This is a genomic window from Rheinheimera riviphila, assembly GCF_004005945.1.
In the GTDB taxonomy this organism is placed as follows: domain Bacteria; phylum Pseudomonadota; class Gammaproteobacteria; order Enterobacterales; family Alteromonadaceae; genus Pararheinheimera; species Pararheinheimera riviphila.
The window spans coordinates 208,937-228,377 of sequence record NZ_SACS01000003.1 but is presented as its reverse complement, the minus strand read 5'-3'; the positions used below and the strand labels follow the sequence as shown (position 1 = coordinate 228,377).

General features: G+C 50.8%; 17 protein-coding genes and 1 riboswitch. Of the genes, 4 read left to right on the top strand and 13 right to left on the bottom strand.

The annotated features are described in order from the left end of the window. Nucleotides 1–17: 17 nt before the first annotated feature. Complete coding sequence (locus EOE67_RS04765) at nucleotides 18–1,316, bottom strand: anti-phage deoxyguanosine triphosphatase (protein ID WP_206099431.1); 1,299 nt, start codon at nucleotides 1,314–1,316, stop codon at nucleotides 18–20. 202 nt (nucleotides 1,317–1,518) lie between these two features. Here EOE67_RS04765 and EOE67_RS04760 point away from each other — a divergent pair, with 202 nt between their 5' ends. Next, a complete protein-coding gene (locus EOE67_RS04760) occupies nucleotides 1,519–1,908 on the top strand; it encodes a YebG family protein (protein WP_127697898.1) in 390 nt (129 codons plus the stop codon). Nucleotides 1,909–2,029: 121 nt separating this feature from the next. Here EOE67_RS04760 and EOE67_RS04755 read toward each other — a convergent pair whose 3' ends face one another. The 12 genes from EOE67_RS04755 to sbcB form a co-directional block, all read right to left on the bottom strand. Then, nucleotides 2,030–3,364: a mechanosensitive ion channel family protein gene (locus tag EOE67_RS04755; protein ID WP_127697897.1), complete on the bottom strand. Its 1,335-nt coding sequence runs from the start codon at nucleotides 3,362–3,364 to the stop codon at nucleotides 2,030–2,032. A gap of 150 nt (nucleotides 3,365–3,514) precedes the next feature. Beyond that, on the bottom strand, nucleotides 3,515–5,056 hold the full coding sequence (locus EOE67_RS20660) for a hypothetical protein (protein WP_206099430.1): 1,542 nt from the start codon (nucleotides 5,054–5,056) through the stop codon (nucleotides 3,515–3,517). A 182-nt stretch (nucleotides 5,057–5,238) separates the two neighbouring features. After that, nucleotides 5,239–6,357 (bottom strand): 2-iminoacetate synthase ThiH, encoded by a 1,119-nt coding sequence (gene thiH, locus EOE67_RS04745; protein ID WP_127697896.1) that lies wholly within the window; start codon nucleotides 6,355–6,357, stop codon nucleotides 5,239–5,241. 13 nt (nucleotides 6,358–6,370) lie between these two features. Then, nucleotides 6,371–7,138 (bottom strand): thiazole synthase, encoded by a 768-nt coding sequence (locus EOE67_RS04740; protein WP_127697895.1) that lies wholly within the window; start codon nucleotides 7,136–7,138, stop codon nucleotides 6,371–6,373. Between the two features lies 1 nt (nucleotide 7,139). Beyond that, nucleotides 7,140–7,349 (bottom strand): sulfur carrier protein ThiS, encoded by a 210-nt coding sequence (gene thiS / locus EOE67_RS04735; RefSeq protein WP_127697894.1) that lies wholly within the window; start codon nucleotides 7,347–7,349, stop codon nucleotides 7,140–7,142. Continuing rightward, nucleotides 7,342–8,166, bottom strand: coding sequence for a HesA/MoeB/ThiF family protein (locus EOE67_RS04730; protein WP_164852220.1), 825 nt, complete (start codon nucleotides 8,164–8,166; stop codon nucleotides 7,342–7,344). Before EOE67_RS04730 ends, thiS begins: the two co-directional genes overlap by 8 nt. Next, nucleotides 8,156–9,742 (bottom strand): thiamine phosphate synthase, encoded by a 1,587-nt coding sequence (gene thiE, locus EOE67_RS04725; RefSeq protein WP_127697892.1) that lies wholly within the window; start codon nucleotides 9,740–9,742, stop codon nucleotides 8,156–8,158. Before thiE ends, EOE67_RS04730 begins: the two co-directional genes overlap by 11 nt. Beyond that, the gene (gene thiC, locus EOE67_RS04720) at nucleotides 9,739–11,595 is read right to left on the bottom strand and encodes a phosphomethylpyrimidine synthase ThiC (protein ID WP_127697891.1); all 1,857 of its coding nucleotides are present in this window, start codon (nucleotides 11,593–11,595) and stop codon (nucleotides 9,739–9,741) included. Before thiC ends, thiE begins: the two co-directional genes overlap by 4 nt. A gap of 191 nt (nucleotides 11,596–11,786) precedes the next feature. Next, nucleotides 11,787–11,888, bottom strand: a riboswitch (TPP riboswitch). Between the two features lie 50 nt (nucleotides 11,889–11,938). Further along, a complete protein-coding gene (locus EOE67_RS04715; RefSeq protein WP_127697890.1) occupies nucleotides 11,939–13,051 on the bottom strand; it encodes a nucleotidyltransferase family protein in 1,113 nt (370 codons plus the stop codon). After that, nucleotides 13,051–13,905: an HprK-related kinase A gene (locus EOE67_RS04710; protein ID WP_127697889.1), complete on the bottom strand. Its 855-nt coding sequence runs from the start codon at nucleotides 13,903–13,905 to the stop codon at nucleotides 13,051–13,053. The genes EOE67_RS04715 and EOE67_RS04710 overlap by 1 nt, the downstream gene beginning before the upstream one ends. A 199-nt stretch (nucleotides 13,906–14,104) precedes the next feature. Beyond that, nucleotides 14,105–14,902, bottom strand: a complete 798-nt coding sequence (locus EOE67_RS04705; RefSeq protein ID WP_127697888.1) for a hypothetical protein — start codon at nucleotides 14,900–14,902, stop codon at nucleotides 14,105–14,107. Nucleotides 14,903–15,127: 225 nt separating this feature from the next. Next, nucleotides 15,128–16,636: an exodeoxyribonuclease I gene (sbcB, locus tag EOE67_RS04700; RefSeq protein WP_240652717.1), complete on the bottom strand. Its 1,509-nt coding sequence runs from the start codon at nucleotides 16,634–16,636 to the stop codon at nucleotides 15,128–15,130. 115 nt (nucleotides 16,637–16,751) lie between these two features. Here sbcB and EOE67_RS04695 point away from each other — a divergent pair, with 115 nt between their 5' ends. The 3 genes from EOE67_RS04695 to EOE67_RS04685 all read left to right on the top strand — a co-directional run bounded on the left by EOE67_RS04695 (nucleotide 16,752) and on the right by EOE67_RS04685 (nucleotide 19,429). After that, nucleotides 16,752–17,693 carry an endonuclease gene (locus EOE67_RS04695; RefSeq protein ID WP_127697887.1) on the top strand — a complete coding sequence of 314 codons (942 nt, stop codon included), beginning with the start codon at nucleotides 16,752–16,754 and terminating at the stop codon, nucleotides 17,691–17,693. A 155-nt stretch (nucleotides 17,694–17,848) separates the two neighbouring features. Further along, nucleotides 17,849–18,901 (top strand): isoaspartyl peptidase/L-asparaginase family protein, encoded by a 1,053-nt coding sequence (locus tag EOE67_RS04690; RefSeq protein ID WP_240652716.1) that lies wholly within the window; start codon nucleotides 17,849–17,851, stop codon nucleotides 18,899–18,901. A gap of 108 nt (nucleotides 18,902–19,009) precedes the next feature. After that, on the top strand, nucleotides 19,010–19,429 hold the full coding sequence (locus EOE67_RS04685) for a CBS domain-containing protein (protein ID WP_127697886.1): 420 nt from the start codon (nucleotides 19,010–19,012) through the stop codon (nucleotides 19,427–19,429). Nucleotides 19,430–19,441 lie beyond the last annotated feature (12 nt).

Below are 19,441 nucleotides of genomic sequence, written 5' to 3'. Positions count from 1 at the left end.
AAGGATGAAGGGTATAGCTATGAAGAACCACGGCCGAATAAACGTTGATACATCCGTTCGGCGTATTCGTCGGTCATGCCGGCAATATAATCACAAATAGCGCGGTCGCCAAGTTGCACTGCCGAAAGATCACGCCAGCGCTGCTGGGTATTAAAGGGCAATAACCGCAGTGGTTCCTGGGCAAAAGCTTCAAACAGCGCTTGTACTATGGTTTGGCCGCGAAATTCCAGTTGTTGCAGGCTCGGGTGCAAAATGACATGCCGATAGACAAAGGATTTCAGCAGCTGCAATATTTTCAACTCTTCCGGCGGCAACACCGCGTTATACCGGATCAAGGGCTCGCTCGCCAGCGGCAAACTTTGCTGCCACTGCACACTGGTGATCAACCGGTTGACCAGAGCGCCGATGGCATCTTTACGGATATGATGCTGAGATTTAAATAGTTTTTCGCCGACTTGCGTTAAAAATTCTACCGTACTCTGCTGCCAGTCGCTGGTATGTTTAGCGATTTCTTCCAGCCACAATTCGCGCTGTACCGTGCCGGTGACCACCGCATCTTCCAAATCATGCACGCCATAAGCGATATCATCGGCCAGCTCCATAATCGATGCATCCAGTGATTTATATCTGGATTTTAGAAAAGGTGCAGCAGCTAATGTATCTGCCGCCTGAAACTGTTCGCGATCATTGGTTGATAACGGCGCTAAAATCCAGTCGAGTAAGTCGGCATCCTCGCGATAAATCGCTTTGCATGGTTTACTGCTACTGCGATTAGTGGAGGCCACTGAGTCTTTGGGCAGAACTGGTTGCAACACCGGGTATTTGAGTAAACCGAGCAAAGTGCGGCGACTTAAATTCATGCCACCTTCGGCGGTATAAGGTTCCAGCTTGCCGACGATGCGCAGTGTCTGGCCGTTGCCTTCAAAACCGCCGGCCTGCTGCATACAATGATGCAGTGCATATTCGCCACCATGGCCGAAGGGTGGGTGGCCAATATCATGCGCCAGGCATAAAGCTTCCATCAAGCTATCTGCCGGAAGGAGTTCTTTTAATTCTGTGGTCGGTGCATTCAGTTGCAACTGTGCCACCAGCGCGGTGCCAATTTGCGCCGCTTCCAGTGAGTGGGTGAGGCGGGTACGGTAAAAATCATTCTGGCCTACACCCATGATCTGGGTTTTCGCCTGCAACCGGCGAAAGGCGGCGCTATGTAAAATACGGGCTTTATCGCGTTGCCATGGCGTGCGGTGATCCTGCGGCCGTTCGCTTTGTTCCTGCTGGCGGCGTTGTTGCCAGATTGACATGGCGGGGTTCGACATTGTTGCTCCTTGCTGCAGATTGCTTTGTAAGCGATAACTTTAATCCTACGCGAAAATACCGGCACAGGCGATACATCCCGAGGCGTCATGCTGATTTGCGCGATGAGAAAATTTTATCCGCAGCAGGGCTGGACAAACTTCAGATCTATACTGTATAAATAATCAGTATCCGATTATATGTGCAACTAAGGTGAGAAAAGCTATGGCTGTCATCGTGAAATATGTGATTGAACGCAACGGGGTTGAGAAAATGACTTTTGCTGCCAAAAGTGAAGCAGACGCTTATGACAAAATGCTCGATATTGCCGATGAGCTGTTTGTGGTGCTGGGCCAAAGTCAATTACTGGCCGATGAGTCGCAGCAAGAGTCGCTGGCACTTTATCTGGCACAAAATAAAGACGAAATTCTGCAGGCGCTGGGTGCAAAAGCGAAAACGGTAAAAAAGGATAAAGCAGTGGAGCCAGCGGCAGATCTGCTGACCGCTACTTTAGAACCGGCAACTGAGTCTGTGGTTGCTGCGAAACAAGCGGCAAAAGAGCTGATTATTGTGCGCGATGAAGACGATTTGTTATTAGATCGTTCAGCGGCGTAATAAGCCGTGACAGTTGGTGCAATTCTGAATGAATTGTACCAACTGTTTGTGCGGTTTGCGGTGTCGCAAGAGATTTGATATATGGCCTGGTCATAGGTTTTGCCAGGCTTTGATTTTGAGCTCAGTCGTCTTGAGTTGGTGCTGGTTTTTCCGGCATTTCTGGCGTCGCTGGCTTTTCTAGCGCAGGCCAACCTGACTTCAGATGCAAGTCGCGTTGTGGGAACGGCATGGTGATATTGTTGGCTTTAAAGGCCCGCCAAATCGCCAGATTAATTTCTGATTTAACCGAAGCGGTGCCGTTTTCCATATCGGCAATCCACACCCGGAGTTGTAGATTCATCCCGCTTTCGGCGAAATCCATCAGCCGTACGGTTGGCTCTGGCGTGGTTAACACCCGCGGCGAAGCGTTGGCACATTGCAACATCAGCGCCATCGCCTGTTCTGGATCGTTGTGATAGCTGATTGGAATTTTTACTTCCAGCCGCACATTCGGATCGGCGTAACTCCAGTTAATCACTTCAGTGATAATCAGGTTTTCGTTGGGAATAAGCGTATCAACGCCCTGACGGTTGCGTAACACCACATAGCGTGCGTTCAGCTGCTCGACCCAGCCAAACTTATCACCGACGGTAATGATGTCGCCCGGCTTAATCGAACGGTCAAATACCAGAATAAAACCGCTGATAAAGTTCGAAGCGATCCGCTGTAAACCAAAACCGAGGCCAACACCCAGCGCACCACCAAAAATTGCCAGTGAACTTAAGTTAATCCCTACGGCATTGAGCGCAAACAAAAACGCCGAGGTGATCAGGAAGAACTTGGCGAATTTACTAAAGCCAACCTGCATGCTGGGGCTGATCACCTTCGAGTTTTTCATCTTCTGGTTAATCACTTCGGCCAGCCACAACGCTATGGTAAAGGCCAGCACGATGATCAGGACGAGCTTAATCACGATCAACAGCGAAATCCGGCTTTCGCCAAAAGTCACCGCCAGCGCGTCAAACAGTTTCAGTAACGGCGTGAGCCACCCAAGCAGATGCAGTACCAGCGTCAGCCAAATGGTAATGACCACAAACGGCTCGGCTGATTTAATTAATGGGCTAGATGAAAATGCTTTGCGCAGGATATACACCAACAAACGCACAACACCCAGCGCTAAGGCCACCGGTAACAGCAAATCCAGTAATTTTGCCGGTATTTCATTGGCTTCCAGCACGGCGCTACAAAGCCAGAACAATAACGCCAGGCTCAGCGGCATCATAATGCGCTGTGAACTTCGCAGCGCGACATGCTTAAAGCCAGTTGGATTGTGCAATGCAAGCTTGGTCTGAATAAATGAATTAAACAGCCAGGCCAGCACCAGAGATGCTGCAATCAGGGATAACTGTATTAAAAAATGCGGTTGGGCAATTAATGTCAGCCCTTGTTGCCAGTATTGTTGTAGTTGTTTGGTCATAGTTGCTCGGTTAAAGTTGCTCGGTCATGATGAAGTGAAAGCCATATTTGCCCTTAGGCAAATCTTGTCAAAGAATAAGCCACCCTTTGCTCAGGCAATGCAGGTGGCGCAGTATATTGTTTATGGTGGAGTTAGCACCGTTATTTAGCCTTATTGCATTGGTTTTTCTTCAGCTTTTGGCGCTGCATTTGTAGCTGCCTCTGGCGCAGATTTTGCGGCTGGTGGCGCGCTGGCTTTGATGAGTTGCTGCAGTTGTTGTACTTTCTGCTGGGCTTGCAATAAGGCTTCGCTGGCGGCTTGTTGCTCGGTTTGTGCTTTTACCAAAGCTGAGTTCGCTGCATCTTGCATCGCGCCGGTTGTTGCCCGTGACAACTGTGCTTCTGCGGCAGCAATTTTCGCTTCGGCTTGTTCCAATGCCATTTCCGCCGCCATTTCTTGCTCGGTGGCGGCAGTTAATTGTGCGGTTAATTCTTCAACTGATTGTTTTGCGGTTGCCAAAACCGGTGGTAGTGGTGTGGTCATACCTTGCGCTGTTTCAGCCGTTGCTGTAACTACCGCTTGCTGTGCTGTTGGCTCGGTTTTGTGCTGGAGTTCCTGTTTTACTTCAGCCTCATTTTGGGTATTGATCTGATTGAGAATTGGATCGGTCGCTTGCGTAACAAACTGTTGTTTTTGCTCCTTTATTTGCTCTGCCGCGCTTTGTTGCTGATATTTTTCGGACAACTCTGTGACGCTGGCGCCTTTGGCAAGCTGCGCTGCGGCGTCCGCTTGTTCTGCGGTAAGGCCAAGATCGCCGGTCGCTTTTTCGGTGGCGACTGCGGTGGCTTTTTCCGTCGCAGCATCGGTCGCCTGAGTCACCGCCAGCGCTTTGACATCACCGCCGGTGGCAGCTGTTTTGACCAAAGCCGTTTGATTTTCGGAAAGCCCCAAAGTACTTGACGCTTTGTCGGTTGCAGCGTCTGTCGCCTGAGTCACTGCCAGCGCTTTGACATCACCGCCGGTGGCAGCTGTTTTGACCAAAGCTGTTTGATTTTTTGAAAGCCCCAAAGTGCTGGATGCTTTGTTGGTTGCCGCATCCGTGGCCTGAGTGACGGCTAGCGCTTTGACATCACCGCCGGTGGCAGCTGTGGTCACCAGCGCGGTTTGATTTTCGGATAAACCCAGGCTGCTACCCGCAGTGGTAGCCGCTTTGGTCAGTGCCATCTGTTTCAGTTTCACCGGATCGGTGTAGTCGACCAGTTCGGCTGGCCAGCTTGGGATCACTTTGGCGGCTTGTTGGTTGAGCTGCTCGGCAAACACCAAAGGTGCACCGCCGCTGACCAGTAATACCGCCATTTGGTTAGTTTCGGCATTCCAGACAAAACCGGCTTTTTCCGCCAGTTGCGGCACCGGCGTATAGTTCGACACCAGATAAAATAGCGGGCCTTCCTGCTGAATTTTATTGGCGGTATTCAGCAAGGAAACAGCGGTACTGTAGTTGTCACCGAGTAGCGCCTGCATCCGGCCTTTCAGTAAAGGTTGTTCAAATAAATTCGCGGTTTTTGGATCTAAACCAACCAAGGGCTTCAGCAATGCCCACATCAGCTGGCCTTGTGGTGACAACAATAGCATCGGCGCCACGCAGGCTGACAACGACAAGGTCAACATCAGGCCAAGCAGCCAGGTCCGGTAGCGATTTATGAATTGTTTCAAGCGAATAATCCCAGCAAAAGGTAGCCGACGACCGATGAATTTCAGGCCGACAAGGCTACCATAATCGCCGGTTGTTCAGCCAGAGCTGGTGAACGTTTGGACAGAGTTTTAAACCGTTGCTCTTTTGAGGATCCAACAATAGATCCCGGTTGTCGCAAGCTCTGAAACAAGTTGCGCCAGGATTAGAGTTCACCCCGGCCAAACGCCGGATGCCAGTTGGTCCACACCGGTTGCAGACCTAGCTCGGTCAGGCGCTGCGCCATCAGTTTGGCACTGCGATCATCATCAATACTAAATTGCTGCAAACTTTGGGGCGCCACCTGATAGCCACCAGGCTGCGTTTTCGAACCGGCGCTGAGACTGGTGATCATCAGCGGCAACAATAAATCCCGAAGCTGTGGGCTTTCTCGAGTCGACAGGGTTAAATCAATTTCCGGTGCCAACAGCCGGAAGGCACAATACAGCTGCACCAGTTCGCGGTCGCTGACCGGATACGAACTCTCGATACCGCCACTGCAAGGCCGTAAGCGGGGCAATGCGATACTAAATTGGCAATAAGGGAATTGTTGTTGCAGATACCGCAGGTGTGTCGCCAGTAGCACCGCGTCCAACCGCCAGTCGGCGAGCCCAAGCAAAATGCCAAGGCCGATTTTGTCGACGCCAGCTTCGCCAATCCGATCCGGGCAATCTAAACGCCAGATCATATCCATCTTCTTACCTTTGAGATGGTATTTGGCGTAAGCCTGAGCTTGATAGGTTTCCTGATATACCAGCACGGTATCAATGCCCAGTTGTTTTAATTCGCAATAGTCATCCATCGCCAGCGGCTGCACTTCCAGCATCAAGCGGCTGAACAGTGGTTTAAGCAGCGGGATTTGCTGGCGGAAATAGGCCATACCGACTTTACGCTCGTGCTCGCCGGCCACCAGTAACAACTGATCATGGCCTAAAGCTTTGACGGCATTGGCTTCTTCGATGAGCTCGGTATCGGTCAGCACCTTGCGTTTAATTGCCTGACTCATTGAAAAGCCACAATAAGTACATTCGTTGGCGCAAAGATTGGATAGATATAAAGGCGCAAACAATTGCCTGGCCGCGCCAAATTGCTGGGTTGTTAGCAAGCTGGCTTTTTCCAGCAGTTGCGGTAGCCTCGGCAAAGCGGCGGGGCTTAGCAGTGCCTGAAAATCAGTCAGGTTCAGTCTACTCGCCGTTAACGCGCGCTCAACTGCCGCGGTATCAAAGGTGGCCAGTTGCAAGGCGACCCAATCGGTTTGGGCTAGGACATCGCTAAAGCTGCGCATGTTAAAACCCTCTTTAACTTAAAAACGTGAGTAAAGACTCAATCGGACTGCTGGCGTTGGCATGCAGGCTTGGTGGCGCACAACGGGCGGCCCGCGCAGCCATACCGGCCTCTACCGCCAGTCGAAAGCCGGTCGCTGCCTGCACCGGATCGGCAGCAGTTGCTATCGCGGTATTGACCAGCACCGCCGCCGCGCCCATTTCCAGCGCGGCGCACGCATGACTAGGCTGACCAAGACCGGCGTCGACAATCACCGGTACCCTGGCTTGCTCAATAATAATTTCCAGCATGGCTTTATTTTGCAGCCCTTGATTCGAGCCAATGGCTGAACCGAGTGGCATCACAGCAGCGCAGCCAGCTTCTTGTAAGCGCAGACAGAGGATCGGGTCGGCGCTGCAATAAGGCAGCACCACAAAACCCAGTTTCACCAATTGCCGTGCGGCAATTAAAGTTTGTTCCGGATCCGGCATCAGAAAACGTGCATCTGGATGAATTTCCAGTTTCACCCAGTTGGTTTGTAATAGTTCACGCGCCAGCTCAGCGGCAAAAATGGCCTCTTTGGCGTCAACAGCGCCTGAAGTGTTGGGCAAAATGTTCACCCCGGCTTGTCGCAGTGGTGAAATTAAATCCAGGCTCGGCTGACCGGGTTTAATTCGTTTGAGCGCCACAGTGACCAAACCGGTACCACTGGCACGGACTGCATCCAGCATCAGCGCTGGACTTGCGAATTTACCACTGCCAAGCAGCAGGCGGGGTAACGGAGTTTCGGCAATTGTGAACATACTAACCTCCAGCCACCAGGTTAAATATCAACACCTGATCCCGCGCCTGTAGCACACGTTCAGGCCAACAGCGGCGTGGCATTATTTCGGTGTTCAGCGCGATCGCAACCTGTTGATCAGCTGCAAATTGTTGCTGCAACTGTTGCAAATCAATGCCCACTGCAACTTGCAGCCGATCACCGTTTAAATAAATATCAATTTTTTCAGACATCTGCGGTCACTCCACAACATTTGCACTGGGGATCGGCCAGCAACTGGCACTGGCTGAATTGTTGTTGATGATGTTGGTAAATCTGTACAAAACTGCGCCGCCGACGGCCGTTTGCCAGCTGTTGTAGCGCCATACTGGCCAGTTGCAGGCCAAGCTGGCCGACGAGCGGCGTGTAGACGCCTTGTTGCAGACAGCCGCCTGGTAGCAGTGGTTGCTGATGCCCAAGGCACTCCAGGCAACCGCCACTGGCCGGATTAATCAACCAGCTGTAACCCTGATAGCCACTGGCCGAGGCGCCAAGCCAGCAGCGTTGTTGCTGCTGGCATATCCGGTTGATGGCGAGTTTAGTGGCAAGGTTGTCGCTGCAATCGAGCACCAAATCAGCCCAGGCGATCCGTCTGACTAATTCGGCTTCATCCAACATTTGCGATAAGGCATCAATCCGGATAAACGGGTTCAGTTGTTGCAAGGTGGCGGCAGCGGCTTCGGCTTTGTTTAAACCGATATCGCTTACCCGGAACAAAGTCTGCCGCGGTAAGTTACTCAGCTCAACTTTGTCGCCGTCAGCCAGTAACAGCCAGCCAACACCGGCACCAGCCAGATAAGTCGCCGCCGGGCAGCCGAGCCCACCCATGCCGACAATCAGCACTTTTTTTTGCTGCAGTTGTAACTGGCGTTGCTCCGACCAGTCCGGCAACAACAATTGCCGGCTGTAATACAAAAACTGCTGATCGGGTAGTGGTGATTGCAGTGCTGCTGGTGAACTGTGATTGGCTGAGGTGATCAATTTCGCTGAGGTAGTCAGCTTAGTAGCCATCGCGTTCAACCCCCGGCGGCAGTTGTAAGGCATGGCAATATTGCTGCAATTGCTGCAACGCTTTTTCCGGTTGCGGCGCGGCGACAATGGCGGAAACCACCGCCACGCCGCGCACGCCGGTTTGCACCACCGCCTGAATATTCCGCTCATCGATGCCGCCAATCGCCACCGTCGGCACACCCGGCACCGTCGCGCACAACCTGACATAGTGCTGCAAGCGCTTTAGCCCTTGTGGTTTTGATGGCATCTGCTTGGTGTTGGTCGGGAAAATATGGCCAAGTGCAATGTACGACGGCTGCAATGGCAATACCCTGGCGAGTTCGGCATAACCGTGAGTCGAAACTCCCAAGCGCAAGCCTTTGTCGGCAATGGCTGTGAGATCTGCATCCGCGAGATCTTCTTGCCCCAGATGCACGCCAAAGGCCTGATATTTAATGGCGAGCTGCCAGTGGTCGTTAATAAACAGCTGGATTTGATAATCGCGGCATAGCTCGACCGCACTTTGAATTTGTCGTTCTAGCTCAACGGCCGTTTTGTTTTTCAGCCGAAGTTGAATGGTTTGCACGCCCAGTGGCAGCAGGCGAATAAGCCACTGTAAATCGTCAACCACCGGGTACAGCCCAATCGGTTGGGTTAACCGGGCAAATTTCAGCTGCAAAGGTAAAGGCGCCGTGACATCCTGCCAAAGTGGAAAATCAGTTTGCTGACGCGGCCAGCCAGCCACGCCAAGGCTACCGGCACCATTGCCTGTCGGATAACTTAAACGCAGTGCCTGTTGTAAATAAGCGCGGGCGATGGTGACTGCATCGGGTTTGGTAAAACCGAGCGCCAGCGCCGTGGCCAAAGCACTCGCCAGGGTGCAGCCGGTGCCGCGGTTGTGTTCGCCGTTATGTCTAGGTGCGGTGATCAAACTACTTTGTGGTCCGCTACACCATAAGTCGGTACAGCGGAGCGGATCGTCGCTATGGCCACCTTTCAGTAAAATATCACCTCTAAAGTGCTGACGAAGGACCTTCAATTGCGACAACGCCTGCTCGTTGTTGACTGCTGTCGCAATACTGTCCGCCTGACTTAGCCACGAAAGCTCTGCCAGATTAGGTGTCAGAATATCCACTACTTGTAGTAACTGCCGGATGCTGTCTGAAGATAGCTCCGACAGACAGGCACCGGAGCTGGCATAAATCACCGGATCCCAGATCACTGGAGGCGTTTCGGCGGCACGGCTGCGAAATTTTGACAGCCAGTGTGCCAGCCAGTTTGCTAACGCCAAAGCGATTGAAGTATCCGGCAACTGGCCAATTTTGATCGCGGCTGGCGGTAAATCGGCATCCAGCGTATCAAGCTGCGCCAACAACTGTTGCGGGGTGACGGCAAATACCGCGTTTAATTTTACGGAGTTTTGGGCGGTGATGGCGGTGACAACCGTACAGCCGTGGCCGCCGAGCGCAGTGACGGTGCGTAAATCGGCCTGAATGCCAGCACCGCCGCCACTGTCGCTGCCGCCGATCAGCCACACCAGCGGCAGTTTTTCAGCAGGAGCATCGCCATGTGGGTTTAACAAACGCTGGCCGTTCATACCAGCTCCTTGGCCAGCGCTGTTGCATCTGCGTTGTTAGTGCTTGCATTGCTATTTGCTACAAGAGTGTGCGGCCTTACCGCATCGACCGGCACCGCTAAATCCCGCAGCTGCTGGTTGAGCTTCATCGAGCAGAACTTCGGTCCGCACATCGAGCAAAATTCCGCATGTTCATCGGCCTGTCCCGCCGGGGCACTTTGCTGGTAATAAGCACGGGCGGTGTCCGGATCCAATGCCAGATTAAATTGATCCTGCCAGCGAAAATCATAGCGTGCCGCCGATAGCGCATTGTCGCGCAGCTGCGCCGCCGGATGACCTTTGGCTAAATCGGCGGCATGGGCGGCAATTTTGTAGGTGATCAGCCCTTGTTTAACATCCTCTTTGTCCGGCAGCCCTAAGTGTTCTTTTGGCGTGACATAACACAGCATGGCGCAGCCGAACCAGCCGATTAATGCCGCACCAATGCCGGAGGTGATATGGTCATAACCTGGGGCGATATCGGTCGTTAATGGCCCTAAAGTGTAAAACGGCGCTTCATGGCAATGCTTCAGCTGTTCGGTCATATTGGCTTCAATCAGCTGTAATGGCACATGTCCCGGACCTTCAATCATCACCTGCACGTCGTATTCCCAGGCGATTTTGGTCAGCTCGCCTAAGGTGCGAAGCTCGGCAAACTGCGCTTCGTCATTGGCATCAGCAATTGATCCAGGCCTTAAACCATCACCCAAGGAGAGGGAAATATCGTATTGCGCGCACAAAGCGCAAATCTCGCGAAAGTGTTGATAAATAAAGTTTTGTTGCTGCTTGGTCTGGCACCACTGCGCCATAATCGCGCCGCCACGCGAGACAATACCGGTCAGGCGTTTGGCGGTCAGCGGCAAAAACTCCCACAGCACGCCGGCATGGATGGTGAAATAATCGACGCCTTGCTCGGCTTGTTCCTGCAGGGTTTCAAGGAATAATTCCCAGCTCAGTGCGTCCACTTTGCCGCCGACTTTTTCCAGACATTGGTAAATTGGCACTGTGCCAATCGGCACCGGGCTGTTGCGGATAATCCATTCGCGGGTCTGGTGAATTCGCCGCCCGGTCGACAAATCCATCACCGTATCTGCGCCCCAACGGGTCGACCAAATCAGTTTTTCCACTTCCTCTTCGATGCTGGAACTGACTGAGGAATTACCAATATTGGCGTTTACTTTGACTAAAAAGTTGCGGCCAATAATCATTGGCTCTGCTTCCGGGTGATTGATATTTAACGGAATAATGGCGCGTCCTGCCGCGACTTCAGCCCTTACGAATTCGGCGTTTATGTGCTTTGGAATATGGGCGCCAAAGCTGCGGCCGCTTTGTTGTGGTTGTAACCGCTCATCCTGTTGCGACGCCAGATTGTCGATCGCCATATTTTCGCGACAAGCGATAAATTTCATTTCCGCAGTGATGATACCGGCACGGGCGTAATGCAGTTGGGTGACTGTTTTGCCGGGCAGGGCGCGACGGCAATCGGAGCTAAACTCGGTGGGCCATTGCTCCAGTTCGATATCATCAGGTGAAAACTGGCGCTGCGTTGGCGTGGTGTCCTGACGGGCATCCAGCCAGGTTTGACGCAAAGTGGGCAGGCCACGGCGGACGTTCACCTGCTGCGCCGGATCACCAAAAGCGCCGCTGCAGTCGTACAGAAAAATCTGACTTTTTAGAGCGTCGGTTAACGTGACGGCGCGGCAGGGCACCTGAATATCTTCACCGGCGTCCAGATAGACCCGATGTGAGCCCGTGAACTGATGAGGTGCAATCTGATGAATATTTTGCATCGCCTGCTGGCGCAGGGTACGACGGTTTGAGGTAGTTGAAGACATAGCAATCCTTAATAAACCAATGGGTTAACAAAGTTGCTTGCCTGGAGTATGTTGGAGTAATGACGGCGGTGTGCCGTTAGGATAGCCGTTCAGATAACTTAGTCGCGCTAGGTGCAACTAACATCTGGTTTGACTAGTGGGCCTTTCTCAACAATGGCCATAAATTATGGCCTAAAAATGGGAAAAACTCCGGGTACATTACCCTTGTTCCCTTCGCAGGTTCTAACCTGATCAGGTTCAACGGATCCCGCGTAACGCGGTCTCAGCCCAAATGGGCACTCCGACAAGAGCGCCGAGTATAGGGAAAGATTAAGTTTAAACGCAAGTAAAAATGCAGCTAAGTTTACTGAAAACCGGCATCTTTAGGTTTGGTCAGCGCATCTTGTTGTTGCTGCTGCGCGGTATGAATACGCCGTTCACGGTATTGTTCCACCGACTTGGCAACACTGTGATAAAGCAGTGTCATTGGCCCCATTTTCAGCAAATGGCCGCGGATGGCCCACCAAATATGCGCCAGCCGATGCCAGCTACTTTGTGGGTTGAACAATTGTGTTAATAACCAGCGCATGGACCGGCGCTGCGAGTGGTTGGCAAAAGGTTTTAACTGGGTGAGGGCCAGCGCCGAGACATTAATTTGAAACAACCACTCAAGCACATCAAAGGCATAATAAACCGCAGCTTGCGCGTTCAAATCGGTGGCGGCCTGCACAATGTTCGCTTCACCTTCAGCAATAGCATCCAGATATAGCTGGTATAAATCCCATAAGTCTTTGACCAGCTTGTGAGTTTCGTCCTGATAAAACAAATGGACACAAGCATGCACAAACATCAGTGCTTTGGTCGGCACGGCAAAGGACGAACCGGCCAGCGGGATCGATTGGCGCAGCATCGGCTCGATTAAGATATTTTCCTGGGACGATACCGGATAAATATGATGGTGCAAATCGATGGATACACCACGCAGATAATGGATCAATGGCGGATGCTGATGCGACCAGCGTAAATAATAACGCCGGTCATAATCGGACATGCCAAATTCGATAAAACCGGCTTCGTTTAATCGTTGCAGTGCATCGGGGAACTGCTGTTGTGGCACCAGAATATCAATATCAGAAAACACCCGGCCCCGAGCCATCGCCAATTCAGTCAGCCGGTAAGCGCAGCCTTTGAGCAAGACACAGGGATAAGGCGCGTCACTGAAAAACGGTTCCAGCTTTAGCATTTCTTTGATTAAGCTGATTTTTTGCTTCTGGGCGTAGATATAACCGGAATACAGATGGGTTTTGACTTTTTCGGGGATCGCATCATATAAACCGGCATCCTGTAGCAGGAAATAACAACTGCCGAGCAGCGCTTGTTCCCGCGCCTGATGAATCAAATCAGTCCAGATTTGCGCATTGGCGTGTTCAATAAATTTCGCCGGGTTTTGCAGGAGTTGCAGGCAGACCGGCGTCATCAGTCAAGCTCCGCAATCAGCTGCAAAGCCTCATCGGTATTGGCATATTCCAACCGAATGCCAACGACTTGTTTTACTAAACGTCCCAGGGTTTCAAAACCCACTTCGGCCAACACGGTGTAATTAAAACAATTCACCGCCAGTTGCATAAACAACTGACTTTGTTCAATACCGGAGAATTCAGTTGCCGCAACATGAGCGTTATATTTGGGGAAAATCACATAGGCCGGTTGTACCGGCTGGTGCATCAACTGCCAGCTTTCGGCAGTTGGCGGCAAATAACCGATAGTGCCTTTAAAGGTATCCGGCACCACACATTGAACGATGTTTTTGGCATAACGTTGATTGAGCACGGCAATTGAGCGGTTTTTTAAACTGATTGGCCGCACAAAAGGCAAAATCATCCCGGTTTGTGGGTCAATCAAGCAATGTTCATCAGACAACAAACGCCAGCCAGACAACATCAATAATGCGCATAACGTACTTTTGCCAGAGCCTGGTGGCGCTGGCAAAATCAGACTGATGCCGTTTTTTTCCAGCACCGCAGCGTGAATGCACAGGTAGCGGTTTTGATAAGAAGAAACTGCCCAGTTTAAACCCCATTCAAACACACTGAGTAACTGGGGTTTGGCGGTCATCCGGAAATGATGCTGACCCAATTTAAAGGCGTAGCTTTGGCTGAAAGACCACCAGTTTTTTTTGAAATCAATTTGAAAATCAATAATGTCAGTGGAGGGAGAGTTTTGCAGTACTGACGCTGGATAGAGTTGTTGCAATTGATCATACAACACGGAGCCACTGGTATTGACCTGAAAATTAAAAGGGGCAGAGGCCAGCACAAAACTTGTTGTCATTGATGATCAATTTTCCACTGAAGAAGTGGTTACGTTAGCAGTTTCGGGCAGTTCGATCCATGTATCTTGCGTAAATACATCAAAACAGACCACACCTGAGTTGTCGTCGGTGGCCAGTGTTAATGTCGCAGAAGAAGAACCCCGGAGTATGCTGTTGGCATAGTCCGGGGTAGAATTTTGAGGTTTGGGCAAGCTATCATCAACCGATGGTATAGAACTTTAATAAAGTCCGTAAGTCTTCCAAGCCGTTATCACGATTTAATGCATCCTGATAAGCATCGATCAAATCTTGTGGCGCCGGGTAACACAATTCACGGCTACCGTATTGGTTACGGTATTCAGTGTGACGTTCCCAAACCGCCCCGATAAAGGCTGCAACCAAATACTGTTCCAGCGAGTCATTCATGCTCAGGCAGGTAAGGAAATTTGCCGTAGTGCCGGTACCAAAAATTTCAGAGAATTTAGTGCTGTTGATCAACACTTTGGTGCCAAACATACCAGGTTCACGTTTAGTGCCGGTATATCTTGGATAATTTGAGCTGCTCTTTTTGGTATAGCAAGTCGAAGCTTTAACAGTCGTCCACCAGCTTTTACAGTTGCTTTTGGAGATCTCAGTGTATTTGCTGCCAGATTTGGTGTAGAGCGTGTATTGGTAGGTTTCTAATAGATAGCTATTAAAATCAACACTGAATACATCTTTGATGATTTTAATAGTCGACCATTTTGGCTTTTTATAAGCTGCTGGTTTGCCATCGCTGGTCGATGTTGCTGATGCAACCGCAGAACCCGAGTTACTCAGGCTGGTTTCACCAGGTGTACATTTTAAGTCGACACAGCCCCAGGCACTACCACTTTTAATCGACATGATAACGGGTAAAGAACCCACACCAGCGCGGGTTAAAAACTTACGACGTGACAACCCAGGAGCCTGTTCCTGTGGCAGAACTGCAGGGGTCGCAGTTACATCTGTGGTTTGTGTATCGTGATGTTGGTTCATTTTACTACCTCGAAATCAAATTCGATTGAGTTAAGCAAGAAATCAGCCAATATTATAAGTTGCTGATTTAGCAAACTTAAACGCTAGTATCCGTTAGCATTAACGCCAATGTGTAAAACACTCTGACACTCAAAATGTCGTGCTCGTTAATACCACATATATTAGCGACTTATTTACTAAATTGCGATGTTAAAAATGATATTTTACTATCTTCGGAACTCAGCCTTAAGCGCTTACAAATCGATATAACGCTTGCAAAATTTGCATTTTTTTCGGGTCGTTTTGCTGACTTTCGGCGGCACTTTCCAGCGCCAGGGTAAAATCTTCAAAAGTTAATGCCGGCTGATCCAACCCCAGTGTCAATTTATCATGACAATAACGTCGCCATTTTTCCATTTCGTCAAAGGTCAGCGTGTGTGGATAGTTTCTGGCGCGAAACCGGAACAACAATTGATTTAACCGGTCATCCTGAAACTGAATGGCGTTGCCTTGCAGCGCTTCTGGCGCTAATTGGTGCAGCCGCTGCATCTGTTGTTTATCGCTATCCGAAGTAAAGCCTTGATACAGCATATAATCCGGGTTGGTTTCGGCTTTAAATTCAGCCGCATGCTGATACAACTCGACCACTTTTTGCTGCAACTGCCGGTTTTGTTTCAGCCATTCCAGATTGGCCAGGCACGCCTTGCGGTCAATTCCAAGTTCCACCGCGCGCGCTTCGCTCAGCGTTTTGGCATTGGCCAGCACCGGACATTTATTCAGATGCACTAGTTTTAAGCCAGGTCTGGGTTCATCGTCGGCTAGATCGGCAGTTTTGCGATAAAGCCGTTCATTGAGCTGCTCGATAGTTAGATCGGCGAGCAGTCTTGGATCCGACTGCAAATTAAAACAGATCACAGCGTTTTTATTGGTCGGATGAAACGCCAAAGGCACTATCCAGCTACAACAACCCTGGCTTGCCGGGAATTTTGACGACACATGCACCAGCGGCGTCATGCCGGCCACGTCAATCAGCGCCTGCACTTGTTGTTTTTTACGATTTTCGAATAAGTACTGAAACAACTTAGGTTGCGCTTGTTGCACTAATTTGGCGATACCGATAGTGGCGTACACATCTGAGCGTGCATCGTGGGCATGCTGGTGCTCGAGACCGTTGGCTTTGGTTAAATCTTCGAGCCGAAAACTCGGGTTGCCATTGTCGTGTTGTGGCCATTGAATGCCTTCCGGACGCAGCGCATAACAAGCACGCACCACATCGATAAGGTCCCAGCGACTGTTGCCTTGTTGCCATTCACGACCATAAGGGTCAAGGAAATTGCGCCACAAACTATAACGGGTGATTTCGTCATCAAATCGCAGATTGTTATAACCGACCACACAGGTTTCAGCGGTACTGAATTCCTGCAAAATCCGCTGCATAAACTGCACTTCCGGCAAGCCTTTTTGATTACATAACTGGGGCGTTAAACCGGTGATTAACGCTGCGACCGGGTGCGGTAAATAATCCGCAGCCAGTTGGCAGTACCACATCTGCGCTTCGCCAAGCGGGTTTAACGCGAGATCGGTACGTAATCCGGCAAATTGTGCTGGCCGATCTTTTTTCGGATCCGCGCCCCAGGTTTCATAATCGTGAAAGTAAAAAGTTGCCGCCAAAATAACGTCCGCCAGCAGAAATGATTGGCCGCAGTATAAGGCAAAGTCGAATTCTGGCAAATCAGTGCCAGCTAATTTAATCAATTGAAATGCTGTGTAATAATGCGCGTGTTCCGCCTGAATGCGTCCCACCTTAATTTAGATTCGACCGGAAGTCGCAGTGCACTGATGTCTGTTGCCAAACAAGAGTGATCAAACAATGAAGTACCAATGGCCGGTTGTTTACGCCGTTTTATTACAGCTGATGAGCTTTGCTCTGCTGGCAGCCCCCGATGATTTTTCTGAAGCGAAACGTTTGGCGCAGCGGATTTATAGTGATGAAAACCAAACCTTTTATTGCGCTTGTCCACTGCGTTGGCAAGGTGGCAAAGGTATTCCGGATTTAAAAGCCTGTGGTTATCAGGTGCGCAAAAATGGCCCGCGGGCTCAGCGGATAGAATGGGAACATGTGGTGCCGGCGCATCAATTTGGTCGCAATTTAAGCTGCTGGCAACAAGGTGGCCGCGAGCAATGTGGCCGTAATGACGACGAATTTCGGCGCATGGAAGCTGATTTGTTTAACCTCAAACCAGCCATTGGTGAAGTCAATGGCGACCGCGCCAATTTTGCTTTTGCTGAGTTACCCGGTGCGCGTGCTCAGCATGGTGCTTGTCCAATCCGGATTGATTTTAAACGTAAACTAGCCGAACCCAGAGCCGAAATTCGCGGTGATATCGCGCGCATCTATTTTTATATGGCGGATAAATACGCGCTACAGCTTGAGGATGCACAGCAACAGCTGTTTTTAAAATGGCACCAGGCCGATCCGGTTGATGAGCGTGAACTGCAACTGCACCAGCGGATTGCCCAGCAAATGGGACAGCCGAATTATTTTGTCACCGGTAGCCGCGAGTGGTATTTGGGTTATCTGCCAACGGGTTATGGCAGAAGTGCGACGCCGCCAACGGCAGCGAAGGTGACTAAGCAATCAACACCGGCAGTTACAGGTGCAACCCAGGTATTAGGCAACAAAAACAGCAAGCTGTATCACCTGGCACATTGCCCGGGTTTTAGTCAGATCGGCGAGAAAAACCGCCGTTGGTTTAGCGATGAGGCGGCGGCGCTGGATGCGGGCTTTCACAAAGCCAAAAACTGCGATTAATTGCCGCCAGTGGTTTAGCCATACATTTAACGCCCACTTTGTGCTTTCAACCGCAAGCCAACGAATTTTCATTGCTATGAGATAGCTTTTCGCGATATTGCTAGTCAAATCCGGATCCATCGCTTCTTGTACGACTTGTACTACCGAGGAAAGTTATGCGCAGATTATTTTCAGCCTCCCACTTTAAACCACTGACATTAGGGCTGCTTGTCGCCGGGCTCGCGATGCCAGCTGTCGCCAAAACCGACTTTGCCATTGTTATTCACGGCGGCGCCGGCACCATCAACAAAGCCAGTATGACCCCGGCGCAGCAGGCTGATTATGAACGTACGCTAAAAGCGGCGGTTGATGCTGGTTATGTGGTGCTGGAACAAGGTGGCAGTAGTCTGGACGCCATTACCAAAGCAGTATTGGTGCTGGAAGATTCGCCGCTGTTCAATGCCGGTAAAGGCGCAGTCTATACCTATGATGGTGGTCATGAACTGGATGCGTCTATTATGCGCGGCGACACGCTGGAAGCTGGGGCTGTTGCTGGTGTCACCAATGTGAAAAACCCGGTGTTGCTGGCGCGGGCGGTAATGGAAAAATCAGAGCATGTGATGCTGGCAGGTAAAGGCGCTGAACAATTTGCTAAAGAGCAGCAGCTGGAATTGGTCGCGAATAGCTATTTTGACACCGAATTTCGGTTGAAAGCATTGCAAAAAGCGCTGGAATCAATGAAAAAACAACCGCATCAGGCGTCACTCCGGTTATCGCCAAACTGGCAACCAGAGTGGAATATGGGCACTGTCGGCGCTGTGGCGCTGGATAAACAAGGCAATCTGGCGGCCGCAACCTCCACCGGCGGCATGACTGCCAAGCGATATGGCCGGATTGGTGATGCACCTATTATTGGTGCCGGCAATTTTGCTGACAACAGTAGCTGTGCGGTGTCAGCCACCGGGCATGGTGAGTTTTTTATCCGCTATCGCGTTGCCGCTGATATTTGTGCCCGGGTGAAATATGGCGGCATCAGTGCAGCGGAAGCTGCGGATCAGGTGATTCAACAAGAACTGAAAAAAGTCGGTGGTACCGGCGGCGTGATTGTGATGGATAAACAAGGCAACATCAGTTGGCCATTTAATACCGAAGGCATGTACCGCGCCAAACGCAGTGCTGGTCAGGTTGCAGAAGTAGCTATTTTTCAGGAAGTTACAAAAAGCGAGTAATGCGACTACCGAAGCCGGATTTTTGCACTAGGCTTACAAAGTGGCTGTGAACTCAGCCACTTTCAGTTCCAAAGCTAGTCCCAAAATCAAAAATCCGAGGGGAATTGCATGAATTTACTCAAAGTGGCAGACCAGATGAATCATCATCCCGTCACTTTCCATGCCGAGATGACGTTGGAAACGGCGGTTGATAAACTCACCGATGCTGGTCAGCTTGGCGGGCCAGTGATTGATAAAAACCATAAAGTGGTGGGTTTTTTATCAGAACAAGATTGTCTGGCGCGGATGTTATTATCGTCTTATCACGATCAGGTCAGCGCCCATGTCCGCGATGTGATGCGCAGTGAAGTCCTCACCGTAAAACCCAATACCAGCATTATTGATTTAGCCCAGCAAATGCTTGGCGCCAAACCAAAAATTTATCCGGTGGTCGACGACAATGGCCTGTTAGTCGGCGTGATTAGCCGCACCGATGTGCTCAGAGCCATCGATCAGGAACTGCATTCGCATTATCGCGCCGTCAGTTAAGCGGCGCTTTTG